Annotated in this window: 16 protein-coding genes; 13 read left to right on the top strand and 3 right to left on the bottom strand. The window is 62.2% G+C overall.

The window, feature by feature from the left end; translation table 11 throughout:
* A partial coding sequence (locus Q6E04_RS08625; RefSeq protein ID WP_303250370.1) for a putative PEP-binding protein occupies positions 1-959 on the top strand: 959 nt, incomplete at its 5' end.
* Positions 960-1,169: 210 nt separating this feature from the next.
* Here Q6E04_RS08625 and Q6E04_RS08620 read toward each other — a convergent pair.
* Both Q6E04_RS08620 and Q6E04_RS08615 read right to left on the bottom strand, forming a co-directional pair.
* Positions 1,170-2,474, bottom strand: a complete 1,305-nt coding sequence (locus Q6E04_RS08620) for a cell wall metabolism sensor histidine kinase WalK (RefSeq protein ID WP_303250369.1) — start codon at positions 2,472-2,474, stop codon at positions 1,170-1,172.
* 49 nt (positions 2,475-2,523) lie between these two features.
* Positions 2,524-3,219, bottom strand: a complete 696-nt coding sequence (locus Q6E04_RS08615) for a response regulator transcription factor (RefSeq protein ID WP_303250368.1) — start codon at positions 3,217-3,219, stop codon at positions 2,524-2,526.
* A 271-nt stretch (positions 3,220-3,490) separates the two neighbouring features.
* Here Q6E04_RS08615 and Q6E04_RS08610 point away from each other — a divergent pair, with 271 nt between their 5' ends.
* The 10 genes from Q6E04_RS08610 (at position 3,491) to coaBC (ending at position 13,384) form a co-directional block, all read left to right on the top strand.
* The gene (locus Q6E04_RS08610) at positions 3,491-4,048 is read left to right on the top strand and encodes a polyphosphate polymerase domain-containing protein (RefSeq protein WP_303250367.1); all 558 of its coding nucleotides are present in this window, start codon (positions 3,491-3,493) and stop codon (positions 4,046-4,048) included.
* On the top strand, positions 4,045-4,308 hold the full coding sequence (locus tag Q6E04_RS08605; RefSeq protein WP_303250366.1) for a hypothetical protein: 264 nt from the start codon (positions 4,045-4,047) through the stop codon (positions 4,306-4,308). The genes Q6E04_RS08610 and Q6E04_RS08605 overlap by 4 nt, the downstream gene beginning before the upstream one ends.
* Positions 4,301-4,996 carry a DUF4956 domain-containing protein gene (locus Q6E04_RS08600; RefSeq protein WP_303250365.1) on the top strand — a complete coding sequence of 232 codons (696 nt, stop codon included), beginning with the start codon at positions 4,301-4,303 and terminating at the stop codon, positions 4,994-4,996. The genes Q6E04_RS08605 and Q6E04_RS08600 overlap by 8 nt, the downstream gene beginning before the upstream one ends.
* Complete coding sequence (locus tag Q6E04_RS08595) at positions 4,996-7,005, top strand: carbohydrate-binding domain-containing protein (protein ID WP_303250364.1); 2,010 nt, start codon at positions 4,996-4,998, stop codon at positions 7,003-7,005. The genes Q6E04_RS08600 and Q6E04_RS08595 overlap by 1 nt, the downstream gene beginning before the upstream one ends.
* 165 nt (positions 7,006-7,170) lie before the next feature.
* Positions 7,171-8,211, top strand: a complete 1,041-nt coding sequence (locus Q6E04_RS08590) for a deoxyguanosinetriphosphate triphosphohydrolase (protein ID WP_303250363.1) — start codon at positions 7,171-7,173, stop codon at positions 8,209-8,211.
* Between the two features lie 197 nt (positions 8,212-8,408).
* On the top strand, positions 8,409-9,947 hold the full coding sequence (locus tag Q6E04_RS08585; protein WP_303250362.1) for a Na+/H+ antiporter NhaC family protein: 1,539 nt from the start codon (positions 8,409-8,411) through the stop codon (positions 9,945-9,947).
* Between the two features lie 191 nt (positions 9,948-10,138).
* A complete protein-coding gene (locus Q6E04_RS08580; RefSeq protein ID WP_303250361.1) occupies positions 10,139-10,801 on the top strand; it encodes an AzlC family ABC transporter permease in 663 nt (220 codons plus the stop codon).
* A gap of 1 nt (position 10,802) precedes the next feature.
* Positions 10,803-11,144, top strand: a complete 342-nt coding sequence (locus Q6E04_RS08575) for an AzlD domain-containing protein (RefSeq protein ID WP_303250360.1) — start codon at positions 10,803-10,805, stop codon at positions 11,142-11,144.
* 171 nt (positions 11,145-11,315) lie between these two features.
* A complete protein-coding gene (locus Q6E04_RS08570; RefSeq protein WP_303250359.1) occupies positions 11,316-12,638 on the top strand; it encodes a cytosine permease in 1,323 nt (440 codons plus the stop codon).
* Positions 12,639-12,838: 200 nt separating this feature from the next.
* Complete coding sequence (gene coaBC / locus Q6E04_RS08565) at positions 12,839-13,384, top strand: bifunctional phosphopantothenoylcysteine decarboxylase/phosphopantothenate--cysteine ligase CoaBC (protein ID WP_303250358.1); 546 nt, start codon at positions 12,839-12,841, stop codon at positions 13,382-13,384.
* Between the two features lie 59 nt (positions 13,385-13,443).
* Here the strand turns inward: coaBC and nth are convergent, their stop codons facing one another.
* Positions 13,444-14,106, bottom strand: coding sequence for an endonuclease III (nth, locus tag Q6E04_RS08560; protein WP_303250357.1), 663 nt, complete (start codon positions 14,104-14,106; stop codon positions 13,444-13,446).
* Positions 14,107-14,246: 140 nt separating this feature from the next.
* Between nth and Q6E04_RS08555 the strand changes: the two genes are divergently transcribed.
* Both Q6E04_RS08555 and Q6E04_RS08550 read left to right on the top strand, forming a co-directional pair.
* A complete protein-coding gene (locus Q6E04_RS08555; protein ID WP_303250356.1) occupies positions 14,247-15,539 on the top strand; it encodes a serpin family protein in 1,293 nt (430 codons plus the stop codon).
* A 150-nt stretch (positions 15,540-15,689) separates the two neighbouring features.
* On the top strand, positions 15,690-18,158 hold a 2,469-nt coding region (locus Q6E04_RS08550; protein ID WP_303250355.1), incomplete at its 3' end, for a DEAD/DEAH box helicase.

Here is an 18,158-nt window from a genome sequence, read left to right as displayed (position 1 = left end):
CCGAGCACATGTTCCTGGGCGATCGCAAGCAGATTATCCAGACCTTCATCCTCAACGAAGACGAGGCCGTGCGCGAAGCCGCCGTCAACGACCTGTTCGAGGCTCAGACGGGCGACTTCTACGGCATGTTCAAGGCCATGGATGGCCTGCCGGTCATCGTGCGCCTGCTCGATCCGCCGCTGCATGAGTTCCTCGAGAGCCCCCGTGCCCTCGATGTCGAAATCGCCAAGCTCGAGGCCGCCGGCGGCGATGCCGAGGTCATCGCCGCGAAGCGCAAGCTCATGGAGCAGATCGACGGTATGAGCGAGGCCAACCCCATGCTCGGCCTGCGCGGCTGCCGCCTGGGCATCGTGTACCCGATTCTTCCGGTCATGCAGGTGCGCGCCATCGCGACGGCTGCGGCCCAGTTGAAGAAAGAGGGTCTCGATCCCAAGCCCGAGGTCATGATTCCGCTGGTCTCCACCGTTAAGGAGCTCGAGAAGCTGCGCAAAGTGGCGGTCGACACCATCGCCGAGGTCGCTGCCGAGGCGGGCGTCGAGCTTGATATTCCCGTGGGCACCATGATCGAGCTTCCGCGCGCTGCCGTTACCGCTGACGAAATCGCCACCCAGGCCGACTTCTTCAGCTTCGGCACCAACGACCTCACCCAGACCACGTTCGGCTTCAGCCGCGACGACGTCGAGGCCGAGTTCGTGCCGCAGTACCTGGCCGAGAAGCTTTTGCCGTACAACCCCTTCGCCACCATCGATCCGGGCGTCGCGAAGCTCGTCAAGATGGGTGTCGAGCTGGGTCGCGAGGGCAATCCCGACCTGGTGTGCGGCGTGTGCGGCGAGCACGGCGGCGATCCCGACTCCGTCAAGACCTTCCACAAGATCGGTCTCGACTACGTGTCCTGCAGCCCGTATCGTGTGCCGCTGGCCCGTCTTGCCGCTGCCCAGGCCGCGCTGGAAGAGAAGTAGTCCGCTTCTTGTAGAACATATCGCATAGATGAAACGGTCCGTCTCGTATGAGGCGGACCGTTTTTTTTGTAGGTTATGAATTCGGCGCATGCGCTTCTTTATTTGCCCGTAGCATCGGCAAGAGGCGTTTTCCGATGTTTTTGATCGGACGGCGCGATACGGGCCGCTCCTTCGTCGCGTTTTATCCAGACGCATCGCATAACGCTTCGTTTACTTGGCGAGCGGAAGCGTGACGGTGAATGTCGTGCCGTCGGCATCGGAGCTGCGTACCTTGATGGAGCCTCCATGGGATTCCGCTATTTCGCGTGCGATGGCCAATCCCAGTCCGAAGCTTTTCGAATCGTCTCGCGTGCGTGCCGCATCGGCGCGATAGAACCTGTCGAAGACGTGGTCGATGTCTTCGACAGGGATGGGATTTCCCATGTTGCGCACGGCGAGAACGGCTTTGCGTCCCTCGGTCGCCAACCGTACGGTAACGATGCTGTCCTCCTGCGCATATTTGCACGCGTTGTCGACCAGCGTGCCGACGAGCTTTTCGAGCTTGCGCGTATCGCCTTCGACGAAGATTCCCTCGCCGGTCTCATCGGCTATCGTCACGTGCCTTTCGAATGCAACCGACTCGAACTGCAAGACCTCCTTCGATACGAGGGCGCTCATGTCGACTCGCGAACGTTCGAAGGATTCCGCGGATTCAGCTTGGGCGAGCGAAAGCATATCGGCGACAAGCTCCTGCATGCGAAGCGCCTCTTCCTGGGTTCCTTCCACCCATTGCATCTGTTCTTCGAGCGTTTTCTCGGGATGCTTTGCCAGGATGGATGCGTTCGCCAGAATGACGGTCAATGGCGTTTTGAGCTCATGCGAGGCGTCTGCTATGAATCGACGCTGGGCCGCCCATGCCTGTTCGACGGGGCGAAGGGCCCATCGAGCGAAGAACAGGTTGAGGATGAGGAGGACGCCGAGAATGGCAAGCCCTGCGAAGGCGAGTCTGAAAGCGAGCGATTTCCACGTGTCGAACACCGCCGCGTCGACGAAAGAGAAATAGATGCCGTCGCCGGCGGTTCGCTTCATCGCCGCCAGGCCGTATCGGGACATGACCGACAAGCCGTCGGGCGTGTTCTTCAGCTCGTCGAGGGCGGCATCTATTGCGTCTTGGTCGGCCGCGACGGCGGTCGAGTCGGGGGAGACGACGGAGAATTCTCCTGATTTATCGAGTCGGTATACGACGGCCGGCACGGTGTAAGGGCGTTCGCCGCTTCCTATTTTCGGCAACATCCCTTCGTGTCGCGAATTTTCGTTCGCCGAATCGGCAGGGGAATCTTCTGCCGATTCGGCGCGCCCGTTCTGCCCGCCGCTCATTTCGATGGCTTGATTGATCGCGCCGCTAAGCGCCGCCCGGCCGTTGTCATAGGAGCGTTGGTGCTCGAGGATGCAGACGCCGCATAAGGCGATGCCGATCACGAGGAAAACGCTTGCCATATTCAGTGCAATGAATTTGACGCGGAGTCGTTTGAGCATATGTCTCCTTCGGGCAAGTGCTTGCCGCCGTCATTCGATCGGCGACGGATCAAGCCTCTTTATCGCATTCTCGGGCAGGGGAGATGAGACGGTACCCTACTTTTCGGATGGTTTCTATAGTCGTCGACGATTCGAGGAAACGCAGCTTCTTGCGCAGAAACGAGATGTAGGCTTCGACGTTGTTGTCGTCTGCGTTCGATTCGGTTCCCCATACCTTTTCGATAAGCATTTCTTTGGACACGATTCCGCCTTTGTTCGCGAAGAGAATCTTGGCTAATGAGAATTCGCGTTTGCTTAGATGGATGCTTTTCCCGTTGCATGAGAGGTCGTGGCTTTCAAGTTTCAGGCACAGGTCGCCGACATCGATGCTTTCGAATATCATCGTGCCTTTGCGGCGCGTGAGCGCACGTAGGTGGGCCATCAGCTCGGCGGGGGAGAACGGTTTGGTCATGTAATCGTCGGCCCCGTGGTCGAGTCCTGCGATCTTGTCGGATACCGAGCTTTTAGCCGTAAGCATGAGAATGGGCGTGTTCACGCCTGCCTGGCGGATGGCGCGGACTGCCTCGAACCCGTCCAAGCCTGGAAGCATCACGTCGCAAACGATTGCATCGTACGGTCCGACGATGGCCCAATCGCGCCCCGATATCCCGTCGTGCACCGCGTCGACGATGTATCCGTTTTCCTGAAGGATGCGTTCGAGCGCCTGCGCGAGCCTGACGTCGTCTTCAACGATGAGTATTCGCATGGAGTTCCTTCCTTTCGATCGATGCATCCTGCCACGCATCGCATACCGACATTGTAATGACCAAGCTGAAAAACACCTGAAAAAGCCCCGATGCGCCTGAATGTTTTCATCGAAGAGCGCGGAAGTTCCCTGTTGGCCTTGGCATCGCCGTGTGAACCGAACCTGAAAGCGGCCGGACTCTTTCAGCGGATTTTCAGGGGGCGTTTCTAGGATGCGTCTCGAAAGCGTGCATGCCTCGCTTTGCGGCATGCGAGACGAAAGGAGACACGGCATGGCCGAATATCATGGCGTTTTCGAGCGCAAAGAGGTGAAATACAGGTTGAGCTCCGCGCAGTATAGGGCGGTTCTCTCGGCGCTTCGGGGACGGCTCGCGCCTGATGCCTACGGAAGCGCATTGGTGAAAAGCGTCTATTTCGACACCGACGAGCGCGACATGATTGCGCATTCTCTGGAAAAGCCTCTTTATAAAGAGAAATTGCGTGTTCGAAGCTATGGAACCCCCTCTGAAGCCGACCCGGTGTTCGTTGAGATCAAGAAGAAGTACGACGGCGTGGTGTACAAGCGGCGCATCGCGATGTCGTATGCCGCGGCCCGCGCGTATCTCGGCGGGGCTTCTTACGAAGCGGCGTGTATCGCGCATCCGCTCGACGAACCAGGCGTCTTCAGCGCATTCGCGAAGACGAATCTTCAGGTTGCCCACGAAATCGATGCATTGATGCGCCGATGGGGGCCGCTGCGCGCCTCAATGCTCACGACGTGCGTGCGCACCGCTTACGGACCGATCGACGAATCGGGAGTGGGGGTCGCTGACGAAGGGGGCTGCGCGTGACGTTCGATGCGTCTTTGGGTTATTGCGACTTGCATGGATCGCGCGCCCGCGTGAAGACGGTCCCTCTCATCGGGCCTGAAGAAACGATCATGGAGGCGAAGTCGCGCGGCCCGTACCCGCTGTGGCTCGCCGATGCCCTCGATGCGTGCGGAGCGTATCCGTCATCGTTCTCGAAATACGGAGAGGCGTATAGGCGTTGCGCGAAGAACGCGCCGTCTTCGCTCGTCGCCGATTCTTGCCAGGAGGTGTGCTGTGCTTGATTCCATGTTCTCCTCGATTCTTTCAAGCGTGAGCTCGGCGGCTGCAGACGTTTCGGCGGCGGGATTCTTCGCTTGTTGCGCGGCGTCGCTTATCCTGGGGGCGGCCGTGGCTGGAATCTATATGTTCCGTCATGCGTATTCGAAGAACTTCGTAGTGACTCTGGCGTTGCTGCCGGTTATCGTGCAAATGGTGATTATGCTGGTCAACGGTAATATCGGCGCCGGCATTGCGGTTATGGGCGTATTCAACCTGGTGCGATTCCGGTCCATTCCCAGCAGCGCGAAGGATATCGGCAGCGTGTTTCTCGCCATGGCCGTAGGCCTTGCCACGGGCATGGGGTTCATCGGCCTCGCCGCTTTGTTCGTGGCGGTGGTGGCGCTTGCCAACATCGCGTACGTCCTCTCTCCGTTCGGCGGCAAGGCGCCGGCCGATAAGACGCTGCGTATCACCGTGCCCGAGGATTTCGAGTACGAAGGCGCCTTCGACGGCGTGCTGTCGCGCTATGCGTCCGACCATGAGCTCGTCTCGGTGGAAACCACGAATCTCGGAAGCTTGTATCAGCTTGAATACCGCGTGCGGCTTACGCAAAACGGCCAGCAGAAAAAGATGCTGGACGAAATTCGTTGCCATAACGGCAATCTGAAAGTATCGCTAGCCACGGCTGCAAGCGCGAAGGAGGTTCTGTGATGGCGGTTTCTTCCTTTCGCCGCGAGCCTTTCGCGGCGCGGTCGCTTCCTGCAAGCGCACGACGCCTTTGCGCCGTCGGGCGGGCGGCGCTTGCGTTCGCTTTGGCATGCGGCCTTGCCGGATGCTCGTCGGCCGACGATTCATCTACGGATGCCGTCGTGGCCCAGGAATCGGCGGCGGTCGAGACGGACGCGACTACCGATGCGATGGACTTCTCGTATAGCGACCGAGATCTTGATGCGAGCTATGACGACTCGTCGGCTACGATGGTCGTGCTTTCCGACGATGGCGTCTCCATCGATGGCGAAGGCGCGTCGGAGCAGGACGGCTCGGCCGTCATCGAATCGGCGGGAACGTATGTGGTGTCGGGTTCGCTTTCGGACGGCAGCATCCAGGTGGCCGCGAGCGAGCAGGACAAGGTGCAAATCGTCTTCGACGGAGTCGATATCCACTGCGAAGACGGGCCTGCGGTTTCGATTTCTACTGCCGATAAGTGCTTCATCACGCTTGCGAACGGTTCGTCCAACAGCCTTTCCGACGGTTCGTCCTACGCATTGGCCGAGGGCGAGGACGAACCGAATGCGGTCGTTTACAGCAAAGCCGATCTGACTTTCAACGGCACGGGTTCTCTCGCTATCGCGGGGTCGTATCGACATGCGGTCTGCTCGAAGGACGACCTTGTGATAACGGGCGGCACATATGACTTGTCCGCGACCGAGGACGCATTGCGCGGAAAGGACTGCGTGAAGATAGCCGACGGATCGTTTTCTATCGAAGCGGGCGAAGACGGCATCGCTTCGACGAACGACGAGGATGCCGATCGTGGATTCGTGAGCATCGACGGCGGGTCGTTTGCTCTGATCGCGGCTGACGACGGCATTCAAGCCGCCCGATACGCGAGGCTTGCCGGGGGCTCGTTCGACGCACAGGTCGAAGACGATGCCGTGCATTCCGATATCGACGCCCTTGTTTCCGGCGGCTCTTTCTCGGTCGCTGCAGGCGACGATGCATTCCATGCCGAAGGATCGATGACCGTGCAAGGGGGGACGATAGAGGTTTCGTCGTGCTATGAGGGCATCGAAGGAGAGCAGGTGTATCTACAGGGAGGCGATGTGCATATCGTGGCCGACGACGATGCGGTGAACGCCGCGTCTTCGGATGCGTCCGATAGCGGCGCCGCTGTCGATGCTGCCGGCGTACGGGAGGAAGGCCCCGATTCGGGCAGCGCTTCCGTCGCGCTTCCCGATACCGGGTCGCAGCCGGCCGTCGGAGGGGGCAGCGCTTCCGATCGCGCAGAGGAAGTGCAGGGCGGCTCGGATTCGACGCTGGAAGCCGCGCCCGACCCCTCCGGACGGCCTGGCGTCGACGAGCGGGGCGGAGCGCCTCAGACGGGAATGGCCGAAGGCGGCGCAGGCATGGGGGACTCGTCGTGCGTTATCGAGATATCGGACGGGTATCACGTGCTCGAGTCGGGCGGCGACGTGCTCGACTCGAACGGCAGCATCGTCATTACGGGAGGCGTCACGCTCGCCCAAAGCGCTGCGGGCACGAGCGACTATGCGATCGATTACGATATCGAGGCGACCATCGACGGAGGAACGCTTATCGCCCTCGGCGGAACCGAAATGGCTCAGAACCTGACGAGCGGATCGCAAGCGTTCGCCATGGAGAGCATCGAGGGGGCCGCCGGCGCAACCGTTTCCGTCGTCGATGAATCGGGGTCTGTGCGGGCCTCTTTCACTGCGCTGAGCGCTTTCGAAACGGCGGTCGTCAGCGTTGCCGGAATGCAGGACGGGGAGGTCTACGGCCTCGTGCTCGGCGATCCCGTTTCCGGCGCTAACGATGACGGGTACGCGTCGCAAGGCGTTCTCGACACCGACGTCGTCGTCGAGGTGACGGCGTCGTGCGAAGCCCAAGGTGGATTCGGAGGCTTGGGCTCGGATGGACGGCCTGCGGGAGCCGGGGAACCCGGCGCGATGCGCGATCCTGCGGCTGCGCGTGTCGAATAGGGCTTTCTCAGGCTGCGGCGATTCTTCGACGCCGCCGTTCGGGAGGGAGGGCTTGTCTGCGCCTTTCCTCCCGTTTCGGCGTTCAAGGCCCCGTTCGCTTCGTGGCAGTGCGTCCGATGCGGACGAACCGGTACACTGCCGGCAAGACGAGAGAAGGGATCGCCCATGCGAATCGTGAAACGTGAAGATCGGCAGGCGCAGGAGCGGGAGATGCTTTCGACCGATGCCGCATATTCGGACGAGACGGAGGGCCGCGCCTTTTCGGCCGAGCCCGATTTCCTGCGTACCGAATACCAGCGTGACCGCGACAAGATCGTCCATGCGAAGAGCTTTCGCCGCCTTTCTCATAAAACCCAGGTGTTCCTTGCTGCCGAGGGAGACCATTTTCGCACGAGGCTGACGCATACGCTGGAGGTGGCGCAGATAGCGCGCACCATTTCCCGCGCGCTCGGGCTCAACGAAGATCTTGCCGAGGCCGTCGCGCTCGGCCACGATCTGGGGCACACGCCCTTCGGGCATACGGGCGAGGCGGCGTTGGCGGAAAGCATCGCGCGCTGTCTCGGCATTCCCGCAGGCGATCCGCGCGTCGAAGGCCTTTATCGTCACAATGAGCAAAGCCTGCGCGTGGTCGAGACGATCGAAAACGGCGGCCGCGGCCTGAACCTGACGGCCGAGGTGCGCGACGGCATCGTCCACCACACGGGGCCTGTGCGTGCCGAGACCATGGAGGGGCGCATCGTGGCGGTGGCGGACCGTATCGCGTATGTGAACCACGATATCGACGACGCGATCAGGGCGGGGCTCCTGCACGAAGACGACCTGCCCGAAAGCACCCGCAACGTGCTCGGAGGAGACCATTCGTCGCGCATCGAGACGCTTGTGACCGATATGGTGGCGACGAGCGCCCGATCGGGCGACATCCTGCTTTCGGATGCGGTATGGAATGCGATGGGGGAGCTGCGCTCGTTCCTGTTCTCCGCGGTGTATCAGAGCGAGCCTGTGATGCGCGAGGCCCGCAAGGCCCAGAACCTGATCGCCGCGCTGTTCGACTATTTCGTGTCCCATCCCGACGCGGTTCCCGGCGAGTATCGGGCTATCTGCGATGGCGACCCGGTGCGCGCCGCCACCGATTACGTGGCGGGCATGACCGATCGCTACGCCGTGCGCACCTACGAGGAGCTGTTCGTTCCGCGTCCGATGCGTTAACCCTTCGTTTCATCGTATGCAAGCGTCGGCTTCGGCCGGCGCTTTTTTCTGCACGCGTCCCGTGCGTGTCGGAACGGTGCCGGCTTCGATTGCGGCCGCCTTGCGCGGATGCGCTCGCTACAATGGAAGGAATGCGCCCGGGCCCGCGCGTGCGGCCCGCGGCATCGAATGCGGATGTAGGAGGGGAAGAGTCGGTCGTGGCTAAGAAGACGAAGACGAAAAAAGAGGTGAAGTTCCGTCACGGAATGCTCGCCTTCGGCTTGCTTGCGGCGGTCATGTTCGGATGCGTGGTGGGGTTGGGCTCGGAGCCGCAGATTCCGATGGTCGCGGGGTGCGCGATCGCGGGCGCCATCGCCATGTATCTGGGCAACAGCTTCGAAGAGGTGCTCGGCGGCGCGATGAAGGGCGTTCTCGACGCCATGGAGGCCGTCCTCATCCTGATGTGCATCGGCATGCTGGTGGGCACGTGGATCTTGTCGGGCACGGTGCCGACGTTGATCTATTACGGCCTGAGCGTCATCAGCCCTGAGCTGTTCTTGCCCGTGGCGTTTCTGGGCACGCTGCTGGTGGGCATCGTGCTGGGCTCGTGGGGCGCGGCGGGCACGATCGGCATCGCCTTCATGGGCATCGCGGCCGCGCTCGATATTCCTTTGGGCATGGCCGCAGGCGCCATCGTCGCCGCCGCGTACGTGAGCGAGATCGCTTCGCCCCTCACCGACGGCCCGGTGCTGTGCGCCGCCATCGCCGACGTGAGCGTGTTCTCGCTTTGCAAGAAGTTCCTGCCCATCGTGGTCGCGGTGTGCCTCGTGAGCGTCGGGCTGTATTTCTTCATCGGCAACACGCTGGGAACGGGCATGACCGAGGCGGGCGCAGGCCGCGTCGACGAGCTGCTCGGCGCGCTCGAGCAATCCTACGCCATCGGGCCCGTCGCGCTGATTCCCCTGGCGGTGATGGTTGTCTGCATCGTGATGCAGGTCCCTGCGATCCCGTCGTTTCTGCTGGGCGTGCTGCTCGCGATCGTCGAAGCGGTGTTTCTGCAGGGCGCCGACCTCGGCACGGCCGTAGCGGCGGCGAATACCGGCGTGGTGAGCAACACGGGCTTCGAAGTGCTCGATACGCTGTTTTCCACAGGCGGCATCGAAGAGATGCTGCCGACTATCTCGATCGTGATCTTGGTCATGGCGTACGTGGGCATCCTGCAGCACACGGGCCTTATGCAGTCGCTCGTCAAGCCGATCACGTCGAAGCTCAAAAGCTTCGGCTCGCTTGCCGCGACCACTGTCGCCAGCGGCACGGCGTTCAACGTGCTGCTTCCCGACCAGTATCCCGCGATCGCGCTGTCGTGCAAGATGTACGGCGATTCGTTCAAAGAGCACGGTGCGCCGGGCGAGGTGTGGAGCAATATCGTGAATTCGAGCGCGGGCATCACGTCGGTCCTCATCCCGTGGAACACGTGCTCGATCTATATGGTCACCATCCTGGGCGTGACGTGCGTGGAATACGCTCCCTTCGCGTTTTTCTGCTACCTGTATCCGATTGCGGTCGCGCTTATCGCGGTGCTGTTTCGGCAAGAAGCTCGGCTGGACCGGGGGCAAGGGCGAGGCGAAGGCCGAAGCCGCAGCGTAGTCCAGGCGCGTATCGCGGCCGCTTCGGCGTTTTCGGACGTTCGGGGCGGCCGCGATTTCGTATCGGGCGACGTTTTCTCGGTCAAAGACCTTCGCTCGCACGCTTCTTGACGTGCGCTCGTGTAGCTTCGATAGCGGCGTACGGCCGTTTCTGGAGCGCGGACGGACCCTAGCCTTCATTCGACATCGCTTTTTCACTCCATCGCGAGAAAGCATCTAGTTTTTATGCGCTCCCTCCGTATAATAAGGGCGTTATGCGCAAAGAAATGTTGAAAGAATCCTTCAAGACGGCCCTGCCCATCATGGCGGGCTATGTCGTGCTGGGCATTCCCTGCGGCATCCTGTGCGCTACTGCGGGCATGGATGTCTGGATGGTCGCGCTCATGTGCGCTCTGTTCTATTCCGGCGCGGGCCAGTATATGATTCCCAACATGTATCTGGCGGGCAATCCGTTGACTGCCATCATCGCCAGCGTCTCGCTCGTCAACACGCGCCAAATGCTTTACGGCGCTTCGCTTTCCCAGTTCTGCGGAACGTGCCGCAAACGTCTTGCTTTCTTGTTCGGCGCCACCGTCACCGACGAAAGCTTCGGCGTGAACCTCGCCCGTTTCATCAACGGTGAATGGTCGGTCGGATCGGCTTTGGCGGTGAATCTGTTCTCTCAGAGCGCTTGGTTGCTTTCCAATGTGGCGGGAGCTTTGGTCGGCTCCGCCGTTTCGCTGCCCACCGCTTTGGCCTCCTTCGCCATGACGGCGCTGTTCATCTGTCTTTTGTGCATGCAGAAGGTCACGCGTGCCAATGTCGTGGCGGCCGTCAGCGCCATGGCCGGCGTCGTCGCATGCAAGCTCGTCGGGCTTTCGGGTCCTGCCATTCTGGTCGGTGCCCTTATAGGCGTCGGCGCGGCCCTTGCTTTCAGCTTGAAAGCGGGGGAGAAGGAAGACTCCGATATCAGGATGGGAGCCTAGCATGTCCGTCTCAGACTTCCTCATCGTATTCGGAGCATGCGCCCTGACCATGCTAGCTTGTCGCGTGCTGCCCGTGTTCCTCTTGAAGGGCAAGCAGCTGCCTGAAACCATGGTTCGCGCGCTCAACTTCATTCCGCCCGCGGCATTCGCGGCGCTTGTCGCCAACGACCTGTTCGACCCTTCGAAGATCGCGTCGGGAGACGTGTGGTCGTGGCTTGCCCCGTTGCTTGCGGCCGCTGCGGTCGTCGCGGTCGGCATCAAGACGAAATCCCTCGCCTGGTGCATCCTCGTGGGCGTGTGCGCGCTCGCGGTGCTTACGTACGGCCCGTCTTTGATGGCGTAGCCGAACGGTCGTTATCTTTCCGCCATCGGCAAAATGCTTTGATGCTTTAACGCGATGGAGTATAATCCGCTTGTCATTCATGTCGAGAATGGTCGTGCCGTTGCATTCGCGCCGGCGCGGCCATTCTCGCGTAAGGGTACGAAAACGAAACGGAAAAGGGGGGCAGTCATCGTGAGCCACGATAACGACTTCTCGCTATCCCGCATCCCCGAAGGTGCGAAGGAACCTCTTTGGCAGATCCTCATGATCAGGATCGGCGCTATCTGCTGCGTGTCCCAGCTGGTTTTGGGCGCGGCTCTCGGCTATGGCATGACGTTTTGGGGGGCTTTCTGGGCGACCATGCTCGGTTCGGTCCTTCTGCAGGTGGTCAGCTGGGCGCTCGGCACGGCCGCCGCGCGCGAAGGCCTTTCCACAAGCCTTCTTTCCCGTTGGGCAGGCTTGGGCAAGGTCGGTTCCGCCGTGCTCGGCGGCGTCGTCGCCATTTCCATGGTCGGCTGGTTCGGCGTGCAGAATTCCGTTTTCGCGGAAGGCATGCTCGACATCACCGGCGTACTGAATTTCCCGATCTGGGCGTTGATCACGGGTCTCGGTATCACGCTGCTCGTCGTCGCCGGCATCAAGTGGATCGCTCGCTTCGCCGCCGTGTTCGTGCCGTTGTTCATCGTCGCCGTCATCGCGTCGGCCGCGATCGTGCTTCAAGATCACAGCCTCATCGAGTTCCTGAACTCGCCGCACCCCGGCCCCGCGCTGTCCTTCGGCGCCGCCACCACCATGGTTGCGGGCGGCTTCATCGCCGGCGCCATCTGCACGCCCGACTACGCCCGTTACCTGAAGAACGGCACGCAGGTGTTCTGGATGACCCTGATCGGCACCTTCCTGGGCGAGCTCGGCATGAACCTCATCGCCGTCATCTTGGCCCATGCCACGGGCACCAATAATGTGACCGATATCATGATGGCCACCTCCGGCGTCCTGGGCGTGATCATCGTCGTCGCCTCCACTGTCAAGCTCAACGACATCAACCTGTATTCGTCGGGCCTCGGCATGGCCACCATGATCAACGCGTTGTTCAACGTCAAGGTGAATCGTTCTCTTATGACCTGGATTCTGGGTATCGTTGGCACCGTTCTTTCCATGATCGGCATCATCAACTACTTCACCGACTTCCTCACGCTGCTCGGCGTGGCCATCCCGCCTGTCGCAGGCATCATGGTCGTCGACTACTATCTGCTCAAGCGCAATAGGGCTGATTTGGAGAAGACGCGCGAGGAAGGCGTGCTTCCCAGGACCGTGGAGAAATGGAACCCCATTACCATCGTCGTATGGATCGCCGCATTCGTCGTCGGCGAGGTCAGCAGCATCTTCTCGATCGGCATTCCCGGTCTGAACTCGCTGATCTTCGCAGGCGTCGTGTACTGGGTCGCCATGAAGGCCTACGCTTCCGTGAAGAAGGTCGATGTGGTCAAGTTCCAGGAGACCGACCAGGTTCTTTAATTCGCCGTTCTGCCGAATAGCGAAATGGCTCGATACCCCTCGCTTTCGTTGCGTCGACCCGGTGATTCGGCGCAGCGGATGCGTTTGGCAATCCGCATCGCTTCGTGTGCAAGCCCGCTTTTCTCGTCGAGGAAGGCGGGCTTTTTCGTGGGGCGGGGTATACTGCTGGGAATTCTTGCGAGGAAAGGAAGGCATCTTCTATGGCCAAACGCGTTCTTCTTGCCGTATCGGGCGGCATCGCCGCCTACAAGGCCTGCGATATCGTGAGCAGGCTTAACAAGCTGGGAGTGGAAGTGCAGGTCATCATGACCGAGAACGCCACGAAGTTCGTCACGCCGCTGACGTTCGAGGCGCTTTCGGGCCGCATGGTCTACACCGACACGTTCGATTACAGCTACGATGCGTCGATCAAACATATCTCGCTGGCGCAGGAGGCCGATCTCATGTGCGTCGCGCCCGCTACGGCCAACATCATCGCCAAGATCGCCCACGGCATCGCCGACGATATGGTGTCCTCCACGTTTCTGGCTGCCACGTGCCCGGTCATCGTCTGCCCGGCCATGAACACCCATATGTACGAGAATGCTTCCACGCAGGCCAACCTGCGCACGATCGAAGAGCGCGGCATCGCATTGGTGGGCCCGGGCGTGGGCAAGCTCGCGTGCGGCGACGTCGCTCGCGGCACGCTGTCGCCTGTCGAAGAGATCGTCGACGCGATCGCGCAGGCGCTCGGCCTGCAGGCGTAGGCTTTCGACCCCGCGTTGTTCGACCGGTTACGAGAAGAGGCCCTTCGGGGCCTCTTTCGTTATGCGTGCTTTCCGCAGGCGGGGCACAGGTCTGCCAGCGGGCAGCGGTCGCATTTCGGGTTGCGGGCGCTGCAGGTGTCGCGGCCGAAGTGGACCCATTGGTGATTGATGAACAGCCAGTCGCTTTGCGGGTAGATCTTCAGCAGCTTGTCTTCGGTTTTCTGCGGCGTGTCGTCGTTGCGCGTGGCGAATCCCAGGCGATGCGCGATGCGGAAGACGTGCGTGTCTACCGCGATGCCCTGCGGGTTGCGAAACGCCTGGCACATCACCACGTTGGCCGTTTTGCGTCCGACGCCCGGCAGGGTCTGTAGCGCGTCGATGTCGTCGGGAATCTCTCCGCCGAAATCGGCCAGCACGGTCTGCGCGCAGGCCACGATGTTTTTCGCCTTCGAGCGGAAGAAGCCCAAAGGATGGATGATCGCTTCGATGTCGGCGATGCTCGCATGCGCCATGGCCTCGGGCGTGCCGAAGCGGGCGAACAGCTCGGGGGTCACCTTGTTCACGGCGGCGTCGGTGCATTGCGCCGACAATATCACGGCTATGGTCAGGGTGAAGGGGTCGCTATGGTCGAGCGAGCATTCGCCCTCGCCGTAGCGTTCGAAAAGGCGCCGTTCTATCTCGGCGGCGCGGGCTCGTTTCTGCGTCAGGTTCTCGCGCGGCATGGCACGCTCCTTCGTCGATGGATGGAAAAGACGTCGTTCGTTGTGCATTGTAGGGCAAAGCGGCTCCGTGCGCCCGCTTTGCGACCCGCGCCGCATCGGGGTATCATCGCGAAAACCGATTCGACCGAAAGGGGCCGACTATGGAAAAGCCGATACGATGCGCCGCGGTTGCGGCAACGTGCGCCCTGCTGGCGGCGACCTGCGCGGGAGGCGTGCTGACGGGCTGTTCAGACGATTCCGCGGCAATGCGGGCGGAGGGCGTGCGCGTTCTGGCCGAGCCCGTTGCCATCGAGCGCGGGGAAGGCGATGGGGCGTCGGCGCCCGTGGTCGAATCCGCGTTCGTCTCGTCGCTCGAGGACTTCGCCGCGCACAGCGCCGCGGGCATTCTGGCCGACCGCGAAGAGGAAAGCAATGCGGTTTACGCGCCGACCAGCCTATACTACGCGCTTTCGCTCGCGGCCGCAGGAGCTGCGGGCGACACTCGCGCCGAGCTGTACGAATTTTTGCGCACGGACGATTCCGACGAGGCCCGCGCGGCCTGCCGCGACCTGGTCGAGGCGCTTCGCACCAACGAGATGTGCGAGATGGGCATGGCGAACTCGGTATGGACGGCGGCCGACGTCGCGTTCGAGAAGGATTACCTGGACATCGTGCGCGACGATTTCGCGGCATTCGCCTACGAGGCCGATTTCGGCACGAAGGAAGTGGACGCCGCCCTCTCGGCATGGATCGCCGACAAGACGGGAGGCTTGTCGGCGCCTCGTATCGAAACCGATGCCGATTGGCTTGCAGCGCTCGTGAACGCCATGTATTTCAAAGGATCGTGGGCCGACGCGTTCGACGCCGAGGCGACTGCCGAAGACGCGTTCTATGCGGCGGCGGGCGAGACGAAGGCCTCGTTCATGGAGCAAACCGTTCAGAGCTCTTACCTCGACGGCGAGGGCTTCACGCGCGCGAAGCTGTACTTCAACGGCGGCGCGCGGATGCTGTTCGTGCTTCCCGACGAAGGCGCCACGCCTTCGGATATCCTGGCCGACGACGCGCTGCTCGCATCGGCGCTGTTCGGCGAGGATAACGCCGACGCCGAGATAACCTATCGCATTCCGAAGTTCTCTTTCGACGCCGAGCTGCAGCTTGTCGACACGCTGCGCTCGATGGGACTCGAGCTGCCGTTTTCCGATCGCGCCGATTTCTCCGCGATGACGTCTGCGCCTGCGTATCTGTCGTGCGTCAAGCACGGCGCCTGCGTGTCGATCGACGAAGAAGGCGCCGAGGCGGGGGCCTACACGATGGCGGGCGTTTCGGTTATGGCGATGCCGATGGCGCCCGACGCGCATCTCGATTTCGTCTGCGACAGGCCGTTTCTGTTCGCGATTCTCTCGCCCGAAGGCGCGCCGCTGTTCGTCGGCGTGGTAGAGAACCCCGCGGCATAGCGTGTTCCGGCGTTCTCTTCGCGCGTCATTATTTGCGAACAATCGTTTGCTATAATCGAGCGCGTCATCATCCGATGCATCGAACAAGGCCGCATGCGGCCTTGTCGTGTTTGCGCGCGGCGCATCGTGCCGCGTCCCAGAAGGAGTCTTATGCTTATCGACGCGCTTTCCGCCGCCATCGAGGAAAACGGAGCCCTCTCCGAGGTCTATGCCAAGCTCGACGCGAGACAGGATGCCGCGCTTGCCGTGGCCGCTTCGGCGCGCCCGTTCGTCGTGGCCGCCCGCTTCGCCGCCAAGCCTCAGCCCATGCTGGTGGTGCTTCCGGGCGAAGACGCGGTGGAGGGTTTCGCTCGCAGCGTGGCCGCCTATTTGGGCGACGAGCGCGTGGCGGCGTTTCCCGCGCGCGCCGATCATCCCTTCGCGCCCAAGGCGGGCGACGCGCGTTTCATCGCCCGCAGGACAAGCGCCGCATGGGCCGTTCAATCGGGCGCCCATAAGGTGGTCGTGGCCTCGGCCGCTTCGATCGTGCGCGCGTTGCCGCCGCATGCCGCTCGCGTGTTCGCGCCCATTTCGATCCGCCCCGAACGCGAGGCGCTCGATGCGGGCACGAGCGAGCTGCTCGATTTCGAATCGGTGGCCCAGGGCCTTGTGGCGCGCGGGTTCCAGAATACGGGCGATGCGCTCGAGGGCCCCGGCACCTTCTGCGTGCGCGGCGGCACGATCGATGTGTTCCCAGGCGATACGCCGTATCCCGTGCGCATCGATTTCTTCGGCGACGAGGTGGATGAAATCAGGCGCATCGTGCCCTTGACGGGGCAGACCATCATGTCGCTTCCCGAAGCGGATATCTATCCGGTGCGCGAATACCGCCTGAGCAAGAAAGCCGTATCCCGCGCCGTGCCCGTGGTGGCCAAGCGTGCCGAAAGCGACCCGGTCTGGCGCGAGATCTTCGGCAACCTGCAGGGCGGCACCGATTTCCCCGGCGCCGACGCGTTGCTTCCTCTGCTGTATCCTTCCACCGAATCGCTATGCTCCTACGCAGCTGAAGGCTCGCTCGTGGTCCTGAGCGAGCCGCGCAGCATCTTCGACGACGCGTCGCGCGCCTACGAAGACGCCTGCGAGCGCGCGAAGGGAAGCCATATCGTGCCCGACGGACTCTACATCGCGCCCGTCGCGCTCGATTTCGGTTCGGCTCAGCGCTATACGCTTTCGTCGATCATGCAGGTCGGCGGCATGGTGGACGATCAGCTGCCGGTCAAGCGCACCGAAGTGGCGGGCAGCGCCGAAAAGCTGGTCGGCCGCCTGCGCTCGCTGGTCGACCAGCGCTATACCGTGGTGTTCAGCGTGCCCGACGTGCGCGCCCGCCGCGACATGAAGCTTCTGCTGGTTGATAATGCGTTGCCTGTGGTCGAGATTCTGGACGAGCGAGAGGAGGCGCAAGGCGACACGCCGAAGGATTCCGCCGACGCCGCTCGCCGCTCGCACGGACGCAGCTCGGCCCGTTCGGGCTCCGACCACGAGGCGTGGCATCGCGACGTGCGCAAGCTCAAGCGCGGCGTGGTGAACGTGGTCGACGTGGATATACCCTTGGGCATGATCGTTCCCAAGGCCAAGCTCGGTCTCGTGTCGGTGCACGACACGCAGGGGCGCACCTCGCAGATCAGGGGTCGCCGCCGTGTCGACATGACCGAGGTCACCTTCCCGTTCGCTCCGGGCGATTACGTGGTGCATGCGGCCCACGGCGTGGCGTTGTTCAAAGACATCGTGCGCCAAGACGTCGGCGGCATGATGCGCGACTACCTTCTTCTGGAATACGCCGAAGGCGACAAGCTCTTCGTTCCCGTCGAGCAGCTCGATCGCGTGACGCGCTACGTCGGACCCGAGGGCTCGAGCCCGCGTTGCACGCGCCTGAACACGAGCGACTGGTCGCGCGCGCTGTCGAAGGCCCGCAAGGCCACCAAACAGCTTGCGTTCGACCTGGTGGACGTCTATACGCGCCGCGCGAGCGTCCAGGGATTCCGCTATGCGCCCGACACGCCGTGGCAGCGCGAGATGGAAGAGGCCTTCCCCTACGAGGAGACGCCCGACCAGCTGGCGGCGATCGCCGAGGTCAAGGCCGACATGCAGTCATCCAAGCCGATGGACCGCCTGGTCTGCGGCGACGTGGGCTTCGGCAAGACCGAGGTGGCGCTGCGCGCCGCGTTCAAGGCAACGCAGGACAACAAGCAGGTCATGGTGCTGTGTCCGACCACTATTCTGGCGCAGCAGCACTACACCACGTTCAAAGACCGCTTCGATCCCTTCGATGTGAAGGTCGAGGTGCTCTCGCGTTTTCGCAGCCCCGCCGAGCAGAAGCTCGCGCTCAAGGCCTTCGCCGACGGCTCGGTGCAGGTGCTCGTGGGCACGCATCGCCTGCTTTCGCGCGATGTGAATCCGCGCGACCTGGGCCTGGTCATCATCGACGAGGAGCAGCGCTTCGGCGTGGCGCATAAAGAGCAGATGAAAAACCTGCGCGAGCAAATAGACGTGCTGACGCTGTCGGCCACTCCCATTCCGCGCACCATGCAGATGAGCCTGTCGGGCGTGCGCGACATGAGCCTGATCCTCACGCCGCCCGAC

The organism is uncultured Slackia sp., assembly GCF_959608125.1.
Lineage (GTDB): Bacteria > Actinomycetota > Coriobacteriia > Coriobacteriales > Eggerthellaceae > Slackia.
Note: the sequence above shows the minus strand (reverse complement) of the source record. Positions and strands in the feature narration are given on the sequence as shown.